Annotated in this window: 18 protein-coding genes; 12 read left to right on the top strand and 6 right to left on the bottom strand. The window is 41.8% G+C overall.

Annotation, left to right across the window (positions count from 1 at the left end; genetic code table 11):
* Window positions 1–17 precede the first annotated feature (17 nt).
* Window positions 18–932, bottom strand: coding sequence for a nucleoside hydrolase (locus tag DSM08_RS17955; protein ID WP_187773911.1), 915 nt, complete (start codon window positions 930–932; stop codon window positions 18–20).
* 98 nt (window positions 933–1030) lie between these two features.
* Window positions 1031–2089 carry a sugar phosphate isomerase/epimerase family protein gene (locus tag DSM08_RS17950; RefSeq protein ID WP_149527421.1) on the bottom strand — a complete coding sequence of 353 codons (1059 nt, stop codon included), beginning with the start codon at window positions 2087–2089 and terminating at the stop codon, window positions 1031–1033.
* 313 nt (window positions 2090–2402) lie between these two features.
* Between DSM08_RS17950 and DSM08_RS17945 the strand changes: the two genes are divergently transcribed.
* Window positions 2403–2813, top strand: coding sequence for a putative periplasmic lipoprotein (locus DSM08_RS17945; RefSeq protein ID WP_149527420.1), 411 nt, complete (start codon window positions 2403–2405; stop codon window positions 2811–2813).
* Window positions 2814–2866: 53 nt separating this feature from the next.
* Here the strand turns inward: DSM08_RS17945 and DSM08_RS17940 are convergent, their stop codons facing one another.
* The gene (locus tag DSM08_RS17940; protein ID WP_246172349.1) at window positions 2867–4084 is read right to left on the bottom strand and encodes a glycosyltransferase family 4 protein; all 1218 of its coding nucleotides are present in this window, start codon (window positions 4082–4084) and stop codon (window positions 2867–2869) included.
* A gap of 78 nt (window positions 4085–4162) precedes the next feature.
* On the opposite strand from DSM08_RS17940, the gene miaE reads away from it, so the two are divergent.
* From miaE to DSM08_RS17910, 6 genes are all read left to right on the top strand, one after another.
* On the top strand, window positions 4163–4744 hold the full coding sequence (gene miaE, locus DSM08_RS17935) for a tRNA-(ms[2]io[6]A)-hydroxylase (protein ID WP_149527418.1): 582 nt from the start codon (window positions 4163–4165) through the stop codon (window positions 4742–4744).
* Between the two features lie 77 nt (window positions 4745–4821).
* A complete protein-coding gene (locus tag DSM08_RS17930) occupies window positions 4822–5853 on the top strand; it encodes an LLM class flavin-dependent oxidoreductase (RefSeq protein WP_149527417.1) in 1032 nt (343 codons plus the stop codon).
* Window positions 5854–6391: 538 nt separating this feature from the next.
* Window positions 6392–7285, top strand: a complete 894-nt coding sequence (locus DSM08_RS17925) for a DUF4349 domain-containing protein (protein ID WP_187773910.1) — start codon at window positions 6392–6394, stop codon at window positions 7283–7285.
* A gap of 71 nt (window positions 7286–7356) precedes the next feature.
* Window positions 7357–8427: a 23S rRNA (adenine(2503)-C(2))-methyltransferase RlmN gene (gene rlmN, locus DSM08_RS17920; protein WP_149527415.1), complete on the top strand. Its 1071-nt coding sequence runs from the start codon at window positions 7357–7359 to the stop codon at window positions 8425–8427.
* A 50-nt stretch (window positions 8428–8477) separates the two neighbouring features.
* Window positions 8478–8906 carry a ComF family protein gene (locus tag DSM08_RS17915; RefSeq protein ID WP_149527414.1) on the top strand — a complete coding sequence of 143 codons (429 nt, stop codon included), beginning with the start codon at window positions 8478–8480 and terminating at the stop codon, window positions 8904–8906.
* Window positions 8907–8924: 18 nt separating this feature from the next.
* Window positions 8925–9164, top strand: coding sequence for a ComF family protein (locus DSM08_RS17910; RefSeq protein ID WP_149527413.1), 240 nt, complete (start codon window positions 8925–8927; stop codon window positions 9162–9164).
* 115 nt (window positions 9165–9279) lie between these two features.
* Here the strand turns inward: DSM08_RS17910 and DSM08_RS17905 are convergent, their stop codons facing one another.
* Window positions 9280–9666, bottom strand: a complete 387-nt coding sequence (locus tag DSM08_RS17905) for a VanZ family protein (RefSeq protein WP_149527412.1) — start codon at window positions 9664–9666, stop codon at window positions 9280–9282.
* 188 nt (window positions 9667–9854) lie between these two features.
* On the opposite strand from DSM08_RS17905, the gene DSM08_RS17900 reads away from it, so the two are divergent.
* The 4 genes from DSM08_RS17900 (at window position 9855) to DSM08_RS17885 (ending at window position 15328) form a co-directional block, all read left to right on the top strand.
* Window positions 9855–10193, top strand: coding sequence for a PadR family transcriptional regulator (locus DSM08_RS17900; RefSeq protein ID WP_149527411.1), 339 nt, complete (start codon window positions 9855–9857; stop codon window positions 10191–10193).
* Between the two features lie 20 nt (window positions 10194–10213).
* Window positions 10214–12034 carry a PspC domain-containing protein gene (locus DSM08_RS17895; RefSeq protein ID WP_149527410.1) on the top strand — a complete coding sequence of 607 codons (1821 nt, stop codon included), beginning with the start codon at window positions 10214–10216 and terminating at the stop codon, window positions 12032–12034.
* Window positions 12035–12134: 100 nt separating this feature from the next.
* Window positions 12135–14552 carry a TonB-dependent receptor domain-containing protein gene (locus DSM08_RS17890; RefSeq protein WP_149527409.1) on the top strand — a complete coding sequence of 806 codons (2418 nt, stop codon included), beginning with the start codon at window positions 12135–12137 and terminating at the stop codon, window positions 14550–14552.
* Window positions 14553–14740: 188 nt separating this feature from the next.
* Window positions 14741–15328 (top strand): LOG family protein, encoded by a 588-nt coding sequence (locus DSM08_RS17885; RefSeq protein WP_149527408.1) that lies wholly within the window; start codon window positions 14741–14743, stop codon window positions 15326–15328.
* Window positions 15329–15344: 16 nt separating this feature from the next.
* On the opposite strand, the gene uxaC is transcribed toward DSM08_RS17885, so the two are convergent.
* Window positions 15345–16748, bottom strand: a complete 1404-nt coding sequence (uxaC, locus tag DSM08_RS17880; RefSeq protein ID WP_149527407.1) for a glucuronate isomerase — start codon at window positions 16746–16748, stop codon at window positions 15345–15347.
* 130 nt (window positions 16749–16878) lie between these two features.
* Between uxaC and DSM08_RS17875 the strand changes: the two genes are divergently transcribed.
* The gene (locus DSM08_RS17875; protein WP_149527406.1) at window positions 16879–17700 is read left to right on the top strand and encodes an SMP-30/gluconolactonase/LRE family protein; all 822 of its coding nucleotides are present in this window, start codon (window positions 16879–16881) and stop codon (window positions 17698–17700) included.
* A gap of 79 nt (window positions 17701–17779) precedes the next feature.
* On the opposite strand, the gene DSM08_RS17870 is transcribed toward DSM08_RS17875, so the two are convergent.
* Window positions 17780–18445 (bottom strand): TlpA family protein disulfide reductase, encoded by a 666-nt coding sequence (locus tag DSM08_RS17870; RefSeq protein ID WP_149527405.1) that lies wholly within the window; start codon window positions 18443–18445, stop codon window positions 17780–17782.
* Window positions 18446–18521 lie beyond the last annotated feature (76 nt).

Genomic DNA, 18521 nt, shown 5'->3' with positions numbered 1-18521 from the left:
TTTTTTTTAACTTCTCTTTATCTCTTCGGCTGATGCATCATCAGGTCATCGATTACTTCTTCCAACTTCTCATATGGATACTTGTGGAAAATAAAGCGATGCAACCTCTTTTCGTCGGGAATCCAGGTATTGTAACCATCTTCTTCAACCTTAAACGTTCCATTGCCACTTAAATAGAAATAGTCTGCAGGGTTTCTCGCTGCCAACAAAACCGCCGTTTGGTCCCATGAACTCCTTGCCTTTTCGGGTTTATCCAAATAATGTGGCAGATTGAGTTGATAGCCCATTGAAACAGGACTGCTTTGATCGTTCTTTGCAGCAATCATGGCACCGGTTTTGATTTTGTTTCCCAGCTCAACCCCTGTAAAGAGGATAGGTCTTGGAAAATTATTGAAGACATAGAATGAAGAAGAAGCATCTTTAAAAACGTTGAACTCTCGTCCTTTCGGAAAACCCCCGGCCATACAGACCCAATTCTTCACCTTCTTTTTAACTAAGTCCATGCCGCTTAATTTGGAATACTGATCCGCCGGAGACTTAAGCAGTTCTGCCAGATTAGTCATAAAACCTACCGTAATAATCGTTACGGAGTTATCAGGTTGCTTGGCCAATACTTCGCGGTACACCTCGGCCGCAGGTTTATAGGTCTTATTTTTGACCTCAGGAGCAAATTTCTGAATTAATGCATCATTCCAATTTGTCTTTGCTGTAAAGTTTGGTGCAAGCTGCTTGTTTGCTTGTCCAATAGGTATATGTGGTTTATTGAAATACCTGTTGAAAACTTCGATAGTCGGTGCGATATCCGGATGTGCATCACTTGCTACAGTTGCCAGAATATCGAGTTCTCCACGATCGGCAAGCGCATGCAAAACCGCAATTGCGCCTACATCATCATAGTCTGGCCCCATATCGGTATCGAATATCACCTTCACAGGTTTTGACACAGTTTTCTGTGCAAAACAATGAGGTGAGAAAGACATTACTAGAACGGCGCCTACGATGTAGCTAATCAAAGTTTTCTTCATAACAACTATCCTCCCAATCCTAATATCTTTTTGTTGAATGCTTCATCCGTACCTGTTGCAGCGAAATCATCGAAAGCCTTATCGGTCACCTTGATAATATGATTTTTAATGAATTCAGCACCTTCAATAGCACCATCCACACTGTTCTTCAATGCACATTCCCATTCCAACACTGCCCAACCTTCGTAATCATAAGCCGCTAACTTGCTGAAAATGCTCTTGAAGTCCACCTGCCCGTCACCAAGCGAACGGAATCTTCCCGCACGTTCAACCCAGCCGCTGTATCCACCATAAACTCCCTGCTTTCCATTCGGGTTGAACTCTGCATCTTTCACATGGAACATCTTGATGCGATCATGATAATGATCGATATAGCTTAAATAATCCATGCCCTGAAGCAATAGGTGCGATGGGTCATACAATAAACAAGCACGTTCATGCATATTCGTCGCTTCGAGGAATCGCTCATAGCTAACCCCATCATGCAAATCCTCGCCGGGATGTATTTCATAGCATAGATCCACGCCATGTTTGTCGAATTCATCTAAGATCGGTAACCAGCGCTTGGCAAGTTCCTGGAAACCTGTCTCTACAACACCGGCAGGGCGTTGAGGCCAAGGGTAAACCATATGCCATAACAAAGCACCTGAGAACGTCGCATGTGCATTCAAGCCTAAGTTTGCCGAAGCCTTTGCAGCGAATTTTAATTGCTCAGTCGCCCATTCTGTACGCGCTTTTGGATTCTTTCTTACTGCTGCCGGCGCGAAACCATCAAAAAGCTCATCGTATGCCGGATGTACAGCAATCAACTGCCCTTGTAGGTGTGTGGAAAGCTCAGTAATTTCCAAGCCTATTTCCTGCAATTTGCCTTTAATCTCCTCTGCATAGGTTTTGCTTTCTGCGGCTTGCTGCAAATCGAAGAACGCGGGGTCATTGGTAGGAATTTGCACGCCTTTATATCCTAATGACTGCACCCATTTCCCGATGTTTTCTAATGTATTATATGGGGCTTCTTCCGCGATAAACTGTGCTAGGAAGATACCTGGGCCTTTTAATGTCTTCATGTTGATTTAAGTTTCGCTAAAGATAATGAAATTAAATCTTCTCTTTTTGTAAGAAAAACAAAAGCATACAACTCGAAAAGGACAGCAAATGCATACAAAAATATAAAGGCGGGCACTATTATAGCCGCCAAAAATAAACTGTAGAAAAATAATTCTGAAGACTAGAAAACTTTATTTTAACCGCTTTTAAGTAGAATTATTCTTGCTGAAAGGAAATGTAACAAACGTTAAAAAATAAAGGTGAACATTAATTGGCATAATGATTGGAACTGTCCATTCGAATTGAACAATATTTAACTAGAGGAATAAGACTATGAAAAAGGTATTGATGCTATTATTTGTTGCAATTGGCTTGGCTTCTTGTAGCAAGGATACGCTAGATAGTATCGAGCGTGATACAGCGCAAAACATTATCCGTATTAACAAATGGTATGACGTGATTAAGACGGTTAGTGTCGCAGATGCGGCTGATGTAACAACAGTGCTTGTTGGTGCAGGGGAAAACACTTATATGGAATTCAGAGCAAATAATAATGCTTACATCATGAGGACCGATAATAGCTGGTCCGATCCGATTCCATACCTGTTGAAAGGAGAGAAAGTGATGGAATTTGACGGTTTAGAATATCAAATCCAAGAAAACATTATTTCTACCATTGGAAAATTTACACTTAAGCGTGTAGATGGCCCTACGACTACGACAATTCAATTTAGAAGACGTTAAATATAAACTTGAGATGAGAATTGAGGCTGTCCGATTAGGGTAGCCTCTTTTTTTTACCCTTTATTCTTGGCTTCAATCCAGAGCGACATATACTTTGTTGCGCTAAATTGATTGCTCCATAGGATCTGCCCCATGATGTTTTGCCGCCTATGCGCATCTAAATTATCTTGGAGCTTTTCGATGGTTGACATAAATTCCGAGAATAACGCTTCTGAATTTAATGCTTTAAGCAGTTGCTCTCCCTTTTCCGAGGCTTGTTGCCAATCGCTTTCATGGGAAGCTAGTTGAACAGCATTCGCCACAAAGTCTTCATCCTCATCTGTGATATAGCCATTCCACAGCTCATTATTCGAGAATCCTTCGGCTCCAATTGTCGTTGTTATTGAAGGCGTCCCGGCTCGTAATGCATCAATGAACTTCCCTTTCAAGCCGGCGCCGAAAGGAATAGGCGCTAGCAGTACACGATATTGTGCCAGCGTTTCGATTGCATTTTCCGTACGCCCTTTAATGATAAATCCATCTTTAGGCTTATTCAATTCCCAAACTTTTTGACTAGGATAGGCTCCATATACATGGAGCTCTGCAGCAGGCAATTGCTTCCGTATTGAAGGCCATATTTTCTTCAATGCAAGTACGGTTTGCCAATTAGGCTCATGAATGAAATTTCCGATAAAAGCGAAGTTTGCGCGGTCTTGGAAACCGGGTTTTTCGCGTTGTTCAGCAGTAATATGGAAAGGCAAGAATTGCAAAAGCTCAGGGGCTACACGAAATACTCGGCCTAGCACCTCCATCTCATAGGATGAAATAATCAAGGATAAATCGCAGCGCAGTATTGCTGCAATTTCGCGCAGGCTATGAGCATTAGCATAGGAGTCTTCTGATAACTCCTTATTGCTTTTATGGGATTGCTGCCTAGCCAAACGAATACTATGAAGATCTTCCGTGTCCAAAATCAGCAGGGCGTTCGGACATGCCGATTTCACGCGCCAGCTATATTGTTCCTCGACCATAAAGCGATCGAATAGCACGATCTCCGGATGGAGTTCAGTAATGAAGCTATCGAAGGAACTGTCGTTCAATAGAATGTTATGCTCGCTGACCTGTAAATCAGTTAATGGGAAGGAATATTCCGATTTTCCGGCAGCACAGGCAAAATGGACGTCGTAGCCATATGCTAGGAAGCATTTTACTAATTCCAGCATCCGCCAACCCGCCGCCGAGGAGTTCGGCTCAGGCCATACTAACCCGATTATCAAAACACGCTTTCCCATGATGCAAATTAACATAATTAGGACGATTCCACCGGATGAATTTTGTTTTCGTACCTTTGCGCTATAATTTGAGCAGCTATGTTAGGATTAAAATTATTGACAGATCCCCGTTGGGCAAATATTGCGGAGTCGAACTTAGAAGAGATATTGACAGATCACGCTTGGTGCGAGCAGAAAGCGGCATCGAATGCGATTTCCTTGATCACACAGAACTCAGAGCATGAGGACTTGGTGCATGAATTGACGGCAATTGCCATCGAAGAGATGGAACACTTTAAAATGGTGATCGATATTATTCAACAACGCGGATATACCTTAGGGAGAGAGCGTAAGGATGATTACGTAGGCCAATTAATGAAATTTGCAAAGAAAGACGGTTCTCGCAATATGGCATTTATCGATCGTTTGCTATTTGCGGCAATGATCGAAGCTAGAAGCTGCGAACGCTTTCGCGTATTGTCTAAGAATATTGCCGACCAAGAATTAGCGAAGTTCTACCATGAACTGATGGTATCGGAAGCAAACCATTATACAACATTCTTGAACTTTGCAAGAAAATATACGATAGACGTCGATGTGGATAAGCGTTGGAAAGAATGGCTTGATTTTGAGGGCGAGCTAATCCAATCTTATGGAAAAAAAGAATATATCCACGGATAGTAGATCTTTCTTAACATATATCAATGTATAGCCTGTTCATTCAGGCTATTTTTGTTTAACATTTAAGGAGAAATATCATGGAATTAGGAATAGGCATGTTTGGTGATTTAAAAATAAATCCACAAACAGGTGAAATACAGAATACACAAGTTCGCTTAGGCGAAATCATAGAAGAGATCAAATTGATGGATGAAGTAGGCGTAGACTTCTTCGGTATGGGCGAGCACCACCGTGCAGATTATGCTGTTGCTTCCCCAGAGATAATCTTAGCAGCCGCCGCAACGGTGACGAAGAACATCAAACTAGGAAGCGCAGTTTCCGTATTGAGCTCCGCAGATCCCGTAAAATTATATCAGGATTTCGCTACGGTCGACTTGTTGTCCAATGGTCGTGCGGAAATTATGGCGGGACGCGGTTCGTTCATTGAATCTTTCCCACTATTTGGTTTTGATTTAAAAGACTACAGCTCGCTATTCGAAGAGAAATTGAATCTTTTAACACGCTTAAATAACGCTGAGACTATTACTTGGACGGGCAAGCATCGCCCAAGCCTGATCAATCAATCGATCTATCCAAGACCAACCAACGGTAAAATGCCGATTTGGGTTGCGGTAGGTGGTACAACAGAATCGGTTATCCGTGCCGGAAAATTAGGATTGCCCGTGATGTTCGCGATTATTGGCGGTTCACCAATAAACTTCAAACCTTTGTTTGAGGTTTATGAACAAGCTTTTGTAGACTCCGGACATAACCGTGAGGATATGCAAGTCGGCGTACATATGCATTCTTTCTTCGGGGAAGATTCGCAAGAAATTGCAAACTGGTACTACCCATTCTACGCTGCACAAATGGACAGAATCGGGGCTTCCCGCGGCTGGCCTTCCTACCAGCGTACGCAATACGATTACGGCCGCTCAAGACATGGCCACTTAATTGTTGGCGATGTCAACGAGTCGGTAGACAAAATCCTCCAAATGCAAGAAACTTTCGGTCTGACCCGTTTCTCAGCACATATGGACGTAGGTAGCCCGGACCATAGCAAAATGATGAAAGCTATCGAACTGTATGGTAATAAGATTATTCCACAGGTGAAGAAAGGACTTGTTTAGATATTAGATTTTAGATATGAGATATTAGAGCGAAGTCGGCTAAGTATAATTAGGCAGACTGCGTTGTAAGATAAGTCTACTTGAACAAAATCAGACCCAATACAAACCCCTTTCAAAGCCCTTTCGGAGCGGCTTTGATAGGGGTTTGTATTGGGTTTACATTGGGTTTGAATAGTATTTAGTATTTAGTATTAAGACCTATGGTTTCCATTGATGAGAGAGGGAAAGGTTAGAGTTTTCGGGATGGTTGTCTTGAATACCAGGAAAGGAAGGATATAAGGATGAACTGGATCAAGGTCATCCTTATATCCTTCCTTTCCTGGCTCAAAACAAATTTTCCTTACATGTTCAAAACAAACGAATACAATTTTACTTTCTCGTTCAAAACGAACAAAATGAACAAAACACCCCCGCTTTTCGCCAAAAGATAGCGACCATTTCTAGCCGTCATACTCTAATGTCTAAAATATAATGTCTAATATCTAAAAGATACTTTATGGAAAACCACTCTTTTCTGCATCCTCCTAAAAACATAGCTATGAAAAGAGTCTATTTGTTAATGCTAAGTGCATTATTGTTGCTTGGTTCTTGCAACCAAGCGCATAAGGGAGAAAATGCAGCGGTCGCTGAAGTTGCATTAGAGGATCATATGAGTGCGGCGGATTATGCGGATGCGGCGGCTACAGGAAAGATTGCGGCAGAGATGTCTTCTCCAGAACAGGTTTCCTCCGTCGATCCGGTCAAGCCTGTTGCGGAGAAAAAGATTATCCGTAGCGGGACGCTGTCCATCGAAGCGAAGGACGTTAAGGAGAGCAAGGCCGGTTTAGACAATACTCTAAAGAAATTTCAGGGCTATTACGAAAATGAGTCGGCAACCAATGCAGATACTTACACCTCTTATGACTTGGTTGTGCGTATACCGTCTGCCAATTTAGATAAGTTTTTATCGGAGTTGGAGCGTGGTAAGGATAAGATAACGGAAAAGAGTTTGAAGGCGGAGGACGTTTCTACGCAATATTACGATGTGGAGTCGCGCTTAAAGAGCAAGCGTGCCTATTTAGAGCGCTATCAGCAGATGGTTTCTTCGGCAAAGTCGGTTAAAGACTTGCTGGAGATTCAGGAGCAGATCAGGATGCTGCAGGAGGAAATCGATGCGAGCGAGAGTGTGTTACGAAGCATGAGCGGTCAGGTGAATTACAGCACATTGACTATTCGTCTTTTTGAGGAAAAAGCCAATCTTCCGATGGGGTCTAATTCTTTTATGACAAGGGTGAAAGAGGCGTTTGCATTCGGGTGGAATCTGATTGAAAACTTGGCTTTGGGCGTGATTGGATTATGGCCGGTAGTGCTATTAGTAGCTGCTGTGGTTTATGTTGTTCGGATGATTCGGAAGAGAAAAAGAGCGAAGCGAACAGGCACAGGTATCGAATAGTGTGACTGCGGATTTCTAGCAATAGCATCAAAATTACGTTCCACTGATAAAAAATAACTTATCTTTGCACCGTGGAAAAAGCAACAAAATTGGTAGATATCAGAAGTTTGAGCCTCGATCAGATTAAGGCTGCTCTTGTGGAAATGGGTGAGCAGGGATTCCGTGCGAAGCAGATTTATGAATGGTTATGGCAGAAATCGGCTACTGATTTTGATCAGATGAGCAATTTGAGCAAGTCGTTGCGCGAGAACTTAAAGTCTCGTTTTTCGATCAACGCTGTACAAGTTCGTCAGTCGCAGATTTCCTCCGACAAGACTATCAAAAGTAGTTTTACGCTTTACGATGGGAATGTTATTGAGGGTGTTTTGATACCTGCAGATGATCGGATGACGGCTTGCGTGAGTTCGCAGGTTGGTTGTAGTCTGACCTGTAAATTCTGTGCTACGGGCTATATGGATCGCAAGCGTAATCTGAATGCCGATGAAATCTATGATCAGGTTGTTTTAATCAGCAAGCAAGCCGAGGAGCAGTATGGGCACCCATTGACCAATATCGTGTATATGGGTATGGGCGAACCTTTATTGAACTATAGCAATATGCTGAAGTCGGTTGATCGTATCACCTCACCGGATGGTCTGAACATGGCTGCAAAGCGTATTACCGTTTCTACTGCGGGTATTGCAAAGATGATCAAGAAGCTCGGCGACGATCAGGTACGATTTAATTTAGCGTTATCCCTACACGCTGCTAATGACACGAAGCGTAATGAAATCATGCCTATCAACGAGCAGAACTCGCTGAAAGCACTTGCGGAAGCTTTGAAATATTTCTACGCTAAAACCAAGAACCCCATTACCTTCGAATACATTGTATTCCATAATTTCAATGATGAGCTGGAGGATGCTAAGGAATTAGCTAGATTCTGTAAGCATGTTCCTTGTAAAGTGAATATTATTGAGTATAACCCTATTTCGCTCGCTGATTTTGTGAATGCAGAGGCTGATAAGATCGACCAGTTTGCGAATTACCTTCGTAGTCAGGGAGTTACGACCAATGTGCGCCGAAGCCGTGGTAAGGATATCGATGCAGCTTGCGGACAGCTTGCTATCAAAGAGAAAGAAACCGAAAGTTCAGAAACCTAACCTTAATTATAAGGTAAATATTTGTTGATATTTGTTGTTTAGCTTTCGGCATGAAAATGCCAAAGGCTTTTAAGAGCGCTGTATTGAACTTGTTTTTCCCTGAGGTGTGCATGGCATGCTCCGGGATATTGTTGCATCAGGAATCCACAATTTGTACTAAATGTCTGTTTCATCTCCCTTATACAGACGATCATCTCATTCCCAACAATGAGAGTTTTATTCTGATGCAGGGAAAATTAAGAGTGGAGCGCGCTATTTCCATGCTCCGTTTCTGTCCGTCTTCACGCGTAGAGCATCTCATCCATCAGATGAAATATGCTAATAAACCACAGCTAGGGAAGTTTTTAGGTCATGTGTATGGTACGTTATTGGAGGAGATTCAATATTTCGACGATGTGGATGCCATCATTCCTATACCGCTTCATCCTCGACGGTTTGCGAAAGTGAGTATTTTGGGATGGGGATTGCTGAACGCTTAGGAAAACCAATGATGAGAGATGTATTGTATCGGGCTATACATAACGCTACCCAAACAAAGAAAGACCTGGTTTCTAGAGCAGACAGAGGGCGTGGATAAGATCTTTCGCTGTTCTAACGAATTAGATCTCCATGACAAACATATTTTATTGCTTGATGATGTGTTGACTTCCGGGGCTACTTTGGCATCAGCCGGAAATACATTGCTAGATAAATTTCCAGGCTGTCGTATTTCTATCGCAACGATTGCAAAAGCTTAGCGGCGTACTTTTCCGTTGTGAACGGATGGGCAGTCGCAATTGTTAAAGATGGAGCATGAGCTTACCGTGAAGCTGATCAATGCGGCAGCAAAGGCTATTTTAAAGAATCTTTTCATTATTGATACTGTGCTCTAGGGCTATAAAATAATAGGAAACTGAATAAGGCCATTCCTATTCCGACCATATCTGCAAATACATCCCACCAATCGGCTTGACGCGTGCTGGTGAAATACATCTGTCCGAGTTCAGTAATGGCAACAAAGAGTATCGCGATGAAGAACACGATGGACATGGTTTTCATTTTCACAGCTCTACGTTTTGTCTGTATCGCACTACCGAATAACATTAATGTGGTGAGGAGATAGAAGCTTCCGCAATGCACCATTTTGTCGGATCCGCAGAAGTAGTTTCCTGAAGGCAGTTCTGTAGCGGGCATAAACATAAGGACACACATTAAGATCGCCCAGATAATTGCCCACGCATAATTTAATATCCAATTCATTATCGTTAAAATTCGCTTTTTTAATTGAGATTAAAAAGAATTCATTCTTTTTTTATGTTTTTCCGGTAATGAATAATTCGTTGTAAAAAATTATTGTACTGTAAATCAGTTGTTTATAATTTTATTTTTAATTTTTATAGTACTATGTATTGCAAAGTACCATCCAAAGGATATATCTTTGTATTGTTATGATAGCAGAAAACACACAAACCCAGATGAGGAAAGGAATACTAGAATACTGTATTCTGTCTATAATTTCTCGGGGAGAGATATACGCCTCAGACATCATCGGCGAATTGAAGAAAGCCGAGTTGTTAGTGGTTGAAGGTACGTTGTACCCCTTGCTTACTCGACTTAAGAACAATGGTTTGTTGAGTTACAGCTGGCAAGAGTCTACGTCTGGACCGCCACGTAAGTACTATCAGATTACGGCCGAGGGCACTGAAGTGCTGCAGAAGCTTGATGTGACCTGGAAAGAATTGGTCTTCGCGGTACAAACCGCAATCGGGGACCGTGAGATTAACTAAGAAATTAACTAAATATAGCCATGAACAGAACGATAATTATTAATATAAATAGCATAGTCTTCCACATAGAGGAGGATGCTTACGAAATACTCCGGTCGTATATGATCGAGATCAAGCGACACTTTGGAAAAACAGCCGACAGCAAGGAGATTCTTGAGGATATTGAGAACCGTATTGCGGAGATGTTTGCGGAGAAGATTCAAAGCGGTCGCAAAGAGGTGATCAATGTACAGGATGTCAACGAAGTTATTGGTCAGATGGGTCGTGTGAGCGACTTTGATATGGATTTTCAAGAGGATACTCGCGAGGAACATGAGCCACAGTTTGCTGCGGCAACCGAAGGCGAGCCTAGTGATGTTTTTGAAGAGCCTGTTGAAGAAACAAAACAGGAGGAGCCCTACAGCGAACCGGCATTTTCTTACGCTACATCGAAGAAATTAATGCGTGATATGGATGATCGCATTTTCGGGGGTGTGTGTTCCGGATTAGGTCATTATTTTAACCTTGAGTCGAAGTGGATTCGTATAATCTTTGTATTGTTCTTCCTATTCGGCGGTTCTGGTGTCTTATTGTATGTTGTTTTATGGGCGGTAATGCCTAGGGCATTAACACGTGCTGATAAAATGGCAATGCGTGGAGAAGCGGCCAATCTGCAGAACTTCAAAAAGTCCTTTGATGAAGAAATGAAAGGGCTTGGAGAAAATTTTTCGGGCGCCGGCGAACATTTTAACAGAGGCGTTCGTACGGTAGGTGACCTATTGGGTCGCATGTTCTCCATGTTCGGGAAGTTTTTGGCTATCATTTTACTGATTAGCTTCGGATTCGCAATTATCGGCTTATTTATCACCTTTGTGTTCTGTACGTTAAACCTACTGGGCATTAAGAATGATATCATGATTCCACCATTAGAAGTCATGACGCCAGTATCTGCATTCTTTGCATTACTAGCCGGATTTATGGCAATCGGTATCCCTACTTTTGCGTTGTTCTACATTATGTTGCGCATCGTGTTCAAGGTGCAGCGCATGAACAACTACTTGAGCATGACCTTGTTCGCAACATGGATCGTTTCCATTGTCATGATCTTATACTTCGTTGTTATCACACAACAAGAATTCAAAGAGGTGAGTACGATCAGTGTTGAGAAACCATTAGATAAGAGCGCTTCATATGTATTCACGGAGAATGATGTTCGCGTGATAAAAGCTTCGGACGAGGAATTCAACAAAAAGAAATTTAATATCAACGTTAAGGGTGAGAACTTAGCCGATTATTTAAAACGCGATATTTCTATCCGCTTCGAAGCTTTAGATTCATTACAAGCGCCATATATACAATACAATTATAGAGCGAAAGGAAATACATATAAAGAAGCATCCGATCGTGCATCGCGTATTTCCTACCAAGTAAAGCAAGATAAGAATTTGGTTACTTTCGACAGCCACTTTGCGATGAATGAACAGGATAAGTTCAGAGATCAGCATGTAGGTATGGTCGTTTATCTTCCGGTCGGTACGAAGGTGTCTTTGAACAAATCTTTGCATTCAAAGGTTCACGATATTTCGGCATGGGAGTGTTCTCGATATGATGAGGAAGCGAAATCTACGGAATGGATTATGACGGCAAACGGTCTTCGTTGTATTCTAAAGATGGAAGATGATCGTTTGAAGGCGGAAGAGAAAGCAAAAGAAGAAACGGAAGATATCGAGGATGAAATCGACAAGAAAGCCAAAGAACTAGAAGAGGCTGCAGAGAAGAAAGCCAAAGAACTTGAGAAAGCAATTAAAGAATTAGAAGATAAAGCTGAAAAAAAAGATAATTCAGCTGCAACCAAAGCTTAACTAGTATCGTCAATAGAGTAAATTATTATTAACCGATCTAACACTTTTATAGACCGGACAGGGAAACTTATTTCAACAACCAACCAAAAGAAGAACAACAATGGGAAGAGTAATTGTGCTAATCGTCGCAACAATGGTTATGTTATTTAACCAGGCATTAGCAAAGTCGCAAGACGCAGATATTAAAGGGCGAGTCGTTAATCAAGATAATCAACCCGTTGCTTCGGCATCGGTTTATTTGATGTCTTCATCGTCAAATGTATTGATCAAAACAGCATTGACCGACCAAGACGGTAACTACGTTATATTAAAGGCGCCAAAAGGGAATTACTATATTCAGGTTTCTTCCGTAGGTTTTGCCAATGGCAGGTCAGCAAACTTTGATTTAGGTGAATCTGCCTATAATGTCCCTGAGATTAAGCTTTCCGCAGCGAGCCAAGCTATAGAAACAGTTACCGTTCGTGGACAAGCACCCATGATTCAGAATAAGGATGGTAAGTTGATCTTAAATGTAGAGAATTCTACGCTAGCAGCCGGCAATAATGCATTGGAAGTTGTAAAACGTGCTCCTGGCGTAAGTGTGGATAAGGACGATAATTTGCAACTGATGGGGCAACAAGGGGTAACTGTCACGATTGATGGCCGCCAGACCTTTATGACGGGCGAGCAATTGGCTACCTTCTTAAAATCTACAGATGCTGCGCAGATCAAAAGTGTGGAAGTAACAACGACAAGACAAGCTAAGGATGATGCCGAAGGTGCCGTGGGTACTATTAATATTGTCTTGAAGAAGAATAATACGGAAGGCTTCAATGGCTCGTTCGTAGCAAGTGCTGCTCATGGTAATCATTTTAGAGGAAATAGCTCGTTGAATCTGAATTATAAAAAGAACAATACTACGCTATTCGGTTCCTATGCTTACACAGATAATAAACGCGAAACGGAGTTGAATCTGGAAAGAACGATTGCTAATAATGGCAAGTCTACGGTCTTTGATCAGCAAGCCGGTTTGATTGAAAGAGAGAAAAACCATAACTATCGCTTTGGTATAGAGCAAAAGACTTCTGAAAAGAATACGATGTTGGTACAGTTTACCGGAAACAACAACGAAGAAGACGGGGACAACTTGAGTGCTTCCTACATCGGCCCCTCATTAAACGTGACGGATTCGATTATGCGAGCTAACTCTTACAGCTTAGCGAAGTTTAACCGCTATTCAGCGAACTTCAATAATGAATATAAGATCGATACAATGGGCAGCAAGTTGACTTTCGATTTCGACTGGAGTATGTTCCGTACGAAAACTGATGTCGATTACTTCTACACAACGGAAAACCCAACAGGAGGATTATTGCGCCCTGAAGAAAGAGAGCGTAGCAGCATGCCGGTTGATATTGATATTTATGTTTCCAAATTAGACTATGTGAAGCCTTTCAAAAAAGGGAAGTTAGAGGCTGGTTTGAAATATAGCAACGTGAAGTCGGATAACGACCTTGGATTTGAGCGCTTTGTCGGCGGTCAGTGGGAAGATTACGAGGGTAGACCTAATCATTTCGTGTATACAGAACAGGTGTCTGCCGGATATGTGGATTACAGTACGGAATTTGGTAAATGGACAGCAAAGGCAGGTGTCCGTGCTGAATATACGATCTCAGATGGTCATTCCATTACGAAGGATTCTCGCGTGAAACGCGACTACTTGGACTTCTTTCCTTCGGCAAACTTAGGATACAACATTAGTCCTAATCATATCCTGACCTTAAGCTATGCGCGTAAGATCAGCCGTCCGAACTATCGTTTCTTGAATCCGTTCCGTTATTATATCGATAAATTGACGTTCCAGGAAGGTAATCCATATGTAAATCCACAGTATACACATGGTTTCTCTTTGAACTACACACTGATGCAGATGTTCAACTTTACGTTAGGCACCGACATCACCAACGATGCGATGGTCGAGAGTATGGGGCAGAATAAAGAAACAAACGAGACTTGGATTACGCGTGATAACTTAGCTAAGTCCGTAACTTCATACTTGAACATGAATATCCCATATCGTGTGGGCAAGTTCTGGAGCATGAACAATAATTTTACGGGTATCTACATGCACTTTAAAGGGCCAATTGCTGGCTATTATGCAGACTTAGGGTCGTTTTTCATCCAAGCAAACAGTATGCATACCTTTAAATTGAACAATCAATTTTCTGCGGAAGCCAATATTAATGGAAATACGCCGTTTATATATAATGTATACAAGATTAGAGGCCGTATAAACTTAGACCTAGGCTTAAATTATAATTTCAAAGATCAGAAAAGCTCGTTAAAGCTTGCTGTGAGCGATGTATTCCGGTCGAACAGAAATAATGTGGACACTGACTTCGAAGAGTTTAATTCAAAAATCCGTCAATATAATGATAATCAATCCGTTCGTCTTACATATACCTACAAATTCGGTAACTTAAAACAACAGATTCGCCGTCGCGATTCAAGTAACGAAGAAAAGGAAAGAGCGAACTAATAAAAAGAGTTTTGTTTCAATGTTTAGTTAAGTTAAAGGCCCGCAGGTTCTCCACCTGGGGCCTTTCTGTTGATTAGAGGTTAGATATAAGATATTAGACATTAGAGTATGGCGGCTAGCGATAGGCGCCATACTCTAGTCTAAAATCTAATGTCTAATATCTAAAATCTAATTCCTATACTTGTTCTATGAAATTAAAGCAAATTGTAGTGTTCTGTGCTTCTAGTCAGGGTTTCGGGAATTCCTTTGTTGATGCTGCAAAGGCTGTAGGGAAAGCATTTGTAGAACGAGATATCCAACTTGTATATGGTGGTGGACGTGTGGGGCTGATGGGCGCTGTTGCTGATAGTGTTATGGAACATGGTGGGGTAGTTGTGGGAGTTATTCCACAGTTTTTGAACAGCAAGGAAATTGGGCATTCGGGAATCACGCAACTCATCGAAGTGGATACCATGCATGAGCGTAAAGCGAAGATGAATGCGCTATGCGACGGTATTATCGCCTTGCCGGGTGGATTCGGGACAATGGAAGAATTATTCGAAATGATTACCTGGGCTCAGTTAGGGTTGCATAAGAAGCCGGTGGGAATCTTGAATGTGGATGGGTTCTACGACCACCTGATCCAGTTCATCCAGCAAATGGTGGATACAGGACTGTTGAAGGTGGAAAACCAAAAGATGCTTCAATATGCAGACAATATCGATGAGTTAATCGATTTGATGGAACAATATGAACCACCTCCGGTACCTAAATGGTTAAATATTGAACGGTCTTAAATTCTAAGAATCGATGCTATTTAAATGGGAAGTAGGCCTTCGCGTTATAATAGCAGATGTCCTGAATAATCTTGCCTATCCATTCCATGTCGTGTGGTAGTTCGCCTTTTACGATATCCTCAGCGAAGATATCACAAAGGATACGGCGGAAGTACTCATGCCTAGGGAAGGATAGGAAGCTTCTGGAATCCGTTAGCATTCCTACGAAGCGGCTGATCAAACCGATATTCGATAGCGCAGTTATCTGGCGTGTCATCCCATCCTTTTGATCATTATACCACCATCCCGATCCAAACTGCATCTTCCCAATCGTCTTTCCATCATTAAAATTTCCACCCATAGCTGCAAACAGCTCGTTATCCATGGGGTTTAAGTTGTAAAGGATGGTTTTCCCTAAAGTGTCTTGACTGTCGAGACGATTTAGAAATTTCACAAGTGCTTCGCCTTGCTTATAATCACCTATGCTATCATAGCCGGTATCAGCGCCTAATGTTTTAATGGCTTTTGCATTGGTATTCCGGAATGCTCCTACATGGAACTGCTGCACCCATTCTTTCTCATGGTCCCACTCTGCAAACTGCACTAACATTGCTGACTTGAACTGATTGATTTCATGTTCGCCTAGCTGTTCTTTGCGTCTAATCTTTGCGAAGATATTCTTAATGTCAGCTTCGGTGTAATCATCAGCATATAAATGGCTAAGGCCATGATCGGAGACACAGCAACCGTTTTCTGCGAAGAAGTCGTGTCGCGCTTTCAGCGCGTCCAGATAATCTTGATAACTATTAATCTCCTGATTCGATACCTGGGCCAGCTTATCAATGTATTGATTGAAGCTTTCTGTATTCTCAGGACTCATTGCTTTATCCGGTCGGAATGCAGGAAACATCTTCAGCTTTTTACCGCTTTGTGCATAAGCTTGATGATACTCCAGACTGTCTATAGGATCGTCCGTTGTGCAGATTACTTCCACGTTCATCTTATTCAGCAAGCCATCTACTGCAAAGTCTGGCTGCTGTAGCTTGGCAGAAGCGGCTTCATAGACGTCGTCGGCATTCTTTTCCGTAAGGAGGTCATGTATATCGAAGTACCGTTGAAGTTCTAGGTGCGTCCAATGATAAAGTGGGTTTCTGACTGTGTAAGGCACAGTTTTCGCCCATGCTCTAAACTTATCTTGATCAGATGCATCACCTGTGATGAATCGCTCATCTACACCGTTAGCACGCATTGCGCGCCATTTATAATGATCGCCGTATAGCCAGATAGCGGTTAAATTGTCGAATTGTTTGTTAGCAGCTACCTGATCCGGAGGAAGATGGTTGTGGTAATCGATAATAGGAAGGTCCTTCGCATATTGATGGTATAATTCTTCCGCCACCGAGCTGTGCAGAAGAAAGTTGTCATCAAGAAATGTTCTCATGTCTAAGGGTTTTGGTTAATGCCATTGTAAAATGAAATTCAAAATACGGTTTTCTAAAACAAAATGTCTATAAAAATGGTATAATTAAGTATATTTAATTTGTAACTTGATAAATATTAATGTTTTAACGATGATGAAATACGCACTATCTCTAGCCCTTATCTTCTCTTTATGTACTGCTTTCGGGCAGAAGAAACTTACCCAACTGTGGGAGTCCAAGGAACAATTGCCTGTTCCTGAATCAGTCCTATACGTTCCGGAGCGTTCTGAACTTTTCGTAACATTAATTGATGGCGATGGCTCTACGGCCGATGGCAAAGGTGGGGTTGCTATTCTCAATTTGGATGGATCTATGAAAAATGCAACCTGGGTGGAAGGTTTAAATGCACCTAAAGGAATGGCGCTCTATAAAGATCAACTATATATTGCAGACATCAATGAGGTCGTTGTTGTCGATATTATCACAGGGAATGTAATCAATCAGATTAAGATTCCGGAGTCGAAGTTCTTAAATGACGTTGCGGTTGATCGCGCAGGTAAAGTTTATGTCTCAGACACCCGTGATGCGAAGATTTACCAGCTACATAACAACCGTCCGACGCTATTTATGAGCGATGTACCTAATGTAAATGGCTTACGTGTTATTGATGGCAGCTTATATGCGATGGCGGGCCCGGAATTATGGAAGATAGATGGAAAAGCTAACAAAACAGTCATTGCGAAGGGATTAAAGCTAGGCGGAGATGGATTAGAGCCAGTAGGTGATGGAAGCTTCCTGGTAACTTGCTGGGGAGGATTGATCTATCACATTACAGCGCAGGGACAGGTAACGGAATTGCTTGATGTACAAGGCAAGATGAATACTGCTGACCTTGGTTATAATCCAAAGGATAGAATCTTATATGTTCCAACCTTCAACAGCAATTCGGTGGTAGCCTATCAACTAGACTGATCAGACAAATACAAAATAAAAAACCGATGCTTATGTTCTTTCAAACAGCATCGGCTTTTCTATTTATTGTATTTAACGCCTATTTCAATACCTCACGAAGTTTTGCGTTTAAAGCATCGCCATGTAGATTCTTAGCGATAATAATTCCATTAGGGTCAATTAGGATGTTTTGAGGAATAGCTTTCACCCCATAAGTTTGGCCGGCAGAATTATTCCATCCTTGCAGATCCGAAACATGTTTCCAAGTCAGCTTATCATCTTTAATCGCTTTGTCCCAGTTTGCAAACTCTTTGTCAAAGGATACTCCCAGGATCTCGAAGTTCTTATCTTTAAATTCAGCGTAGGTCTTTACTAACCTAGGATTCTCTTCGCGGCAGGGCGGACACCAAGATGCCCAAAAGTCTACCAAGACGTACTTGCCTTTTAAATCTGAAAGAGCATAAGGTTCGCCCGAAAGGTCTAATTGTGTAATGCTAGGTGCTTTCTTGCCCACTTGCGTATTCTTCAGCGCATCTAAATATCGTTCAAATAATCTCCCGGAGTTGCTTTTGCGTACTTTCTTATCCAGCTTCTTAAATAAGCCTTGAAGCTCCTTGTAATTGGGATCATAGACTCCGATGCGCTGTAAAGTCTGTAAGGTCTGCACATCCTTCGGGTTTGCTTTTACCGTTGCGATTAGCTCTTCCTTCGTTTGAGCAAATAGCAAAGTCGGGACAAACGCCAATATGAATAGTAATTTTTTCATTCTGAATCTGTTTTATGCTCAAATATAAGGATATGCTACTAAGTTGGTAGAATATGAAATGTCAAAAAAATTTAAA

This window comes from Sphingobacterium hotanense (assembly GCF_008274825.1).
GTDB classification, from domain to species: domain Bacteria; phylum Bacteroidota; class Bacteroidia; order Sphingobacteriales; family Sphingobacteriaceae; genus Sphingobacterium; species Sphingobacterium hotanense.
This window is presented reverse-complemented; position numbering and strand designations above follow the sequence as displayed.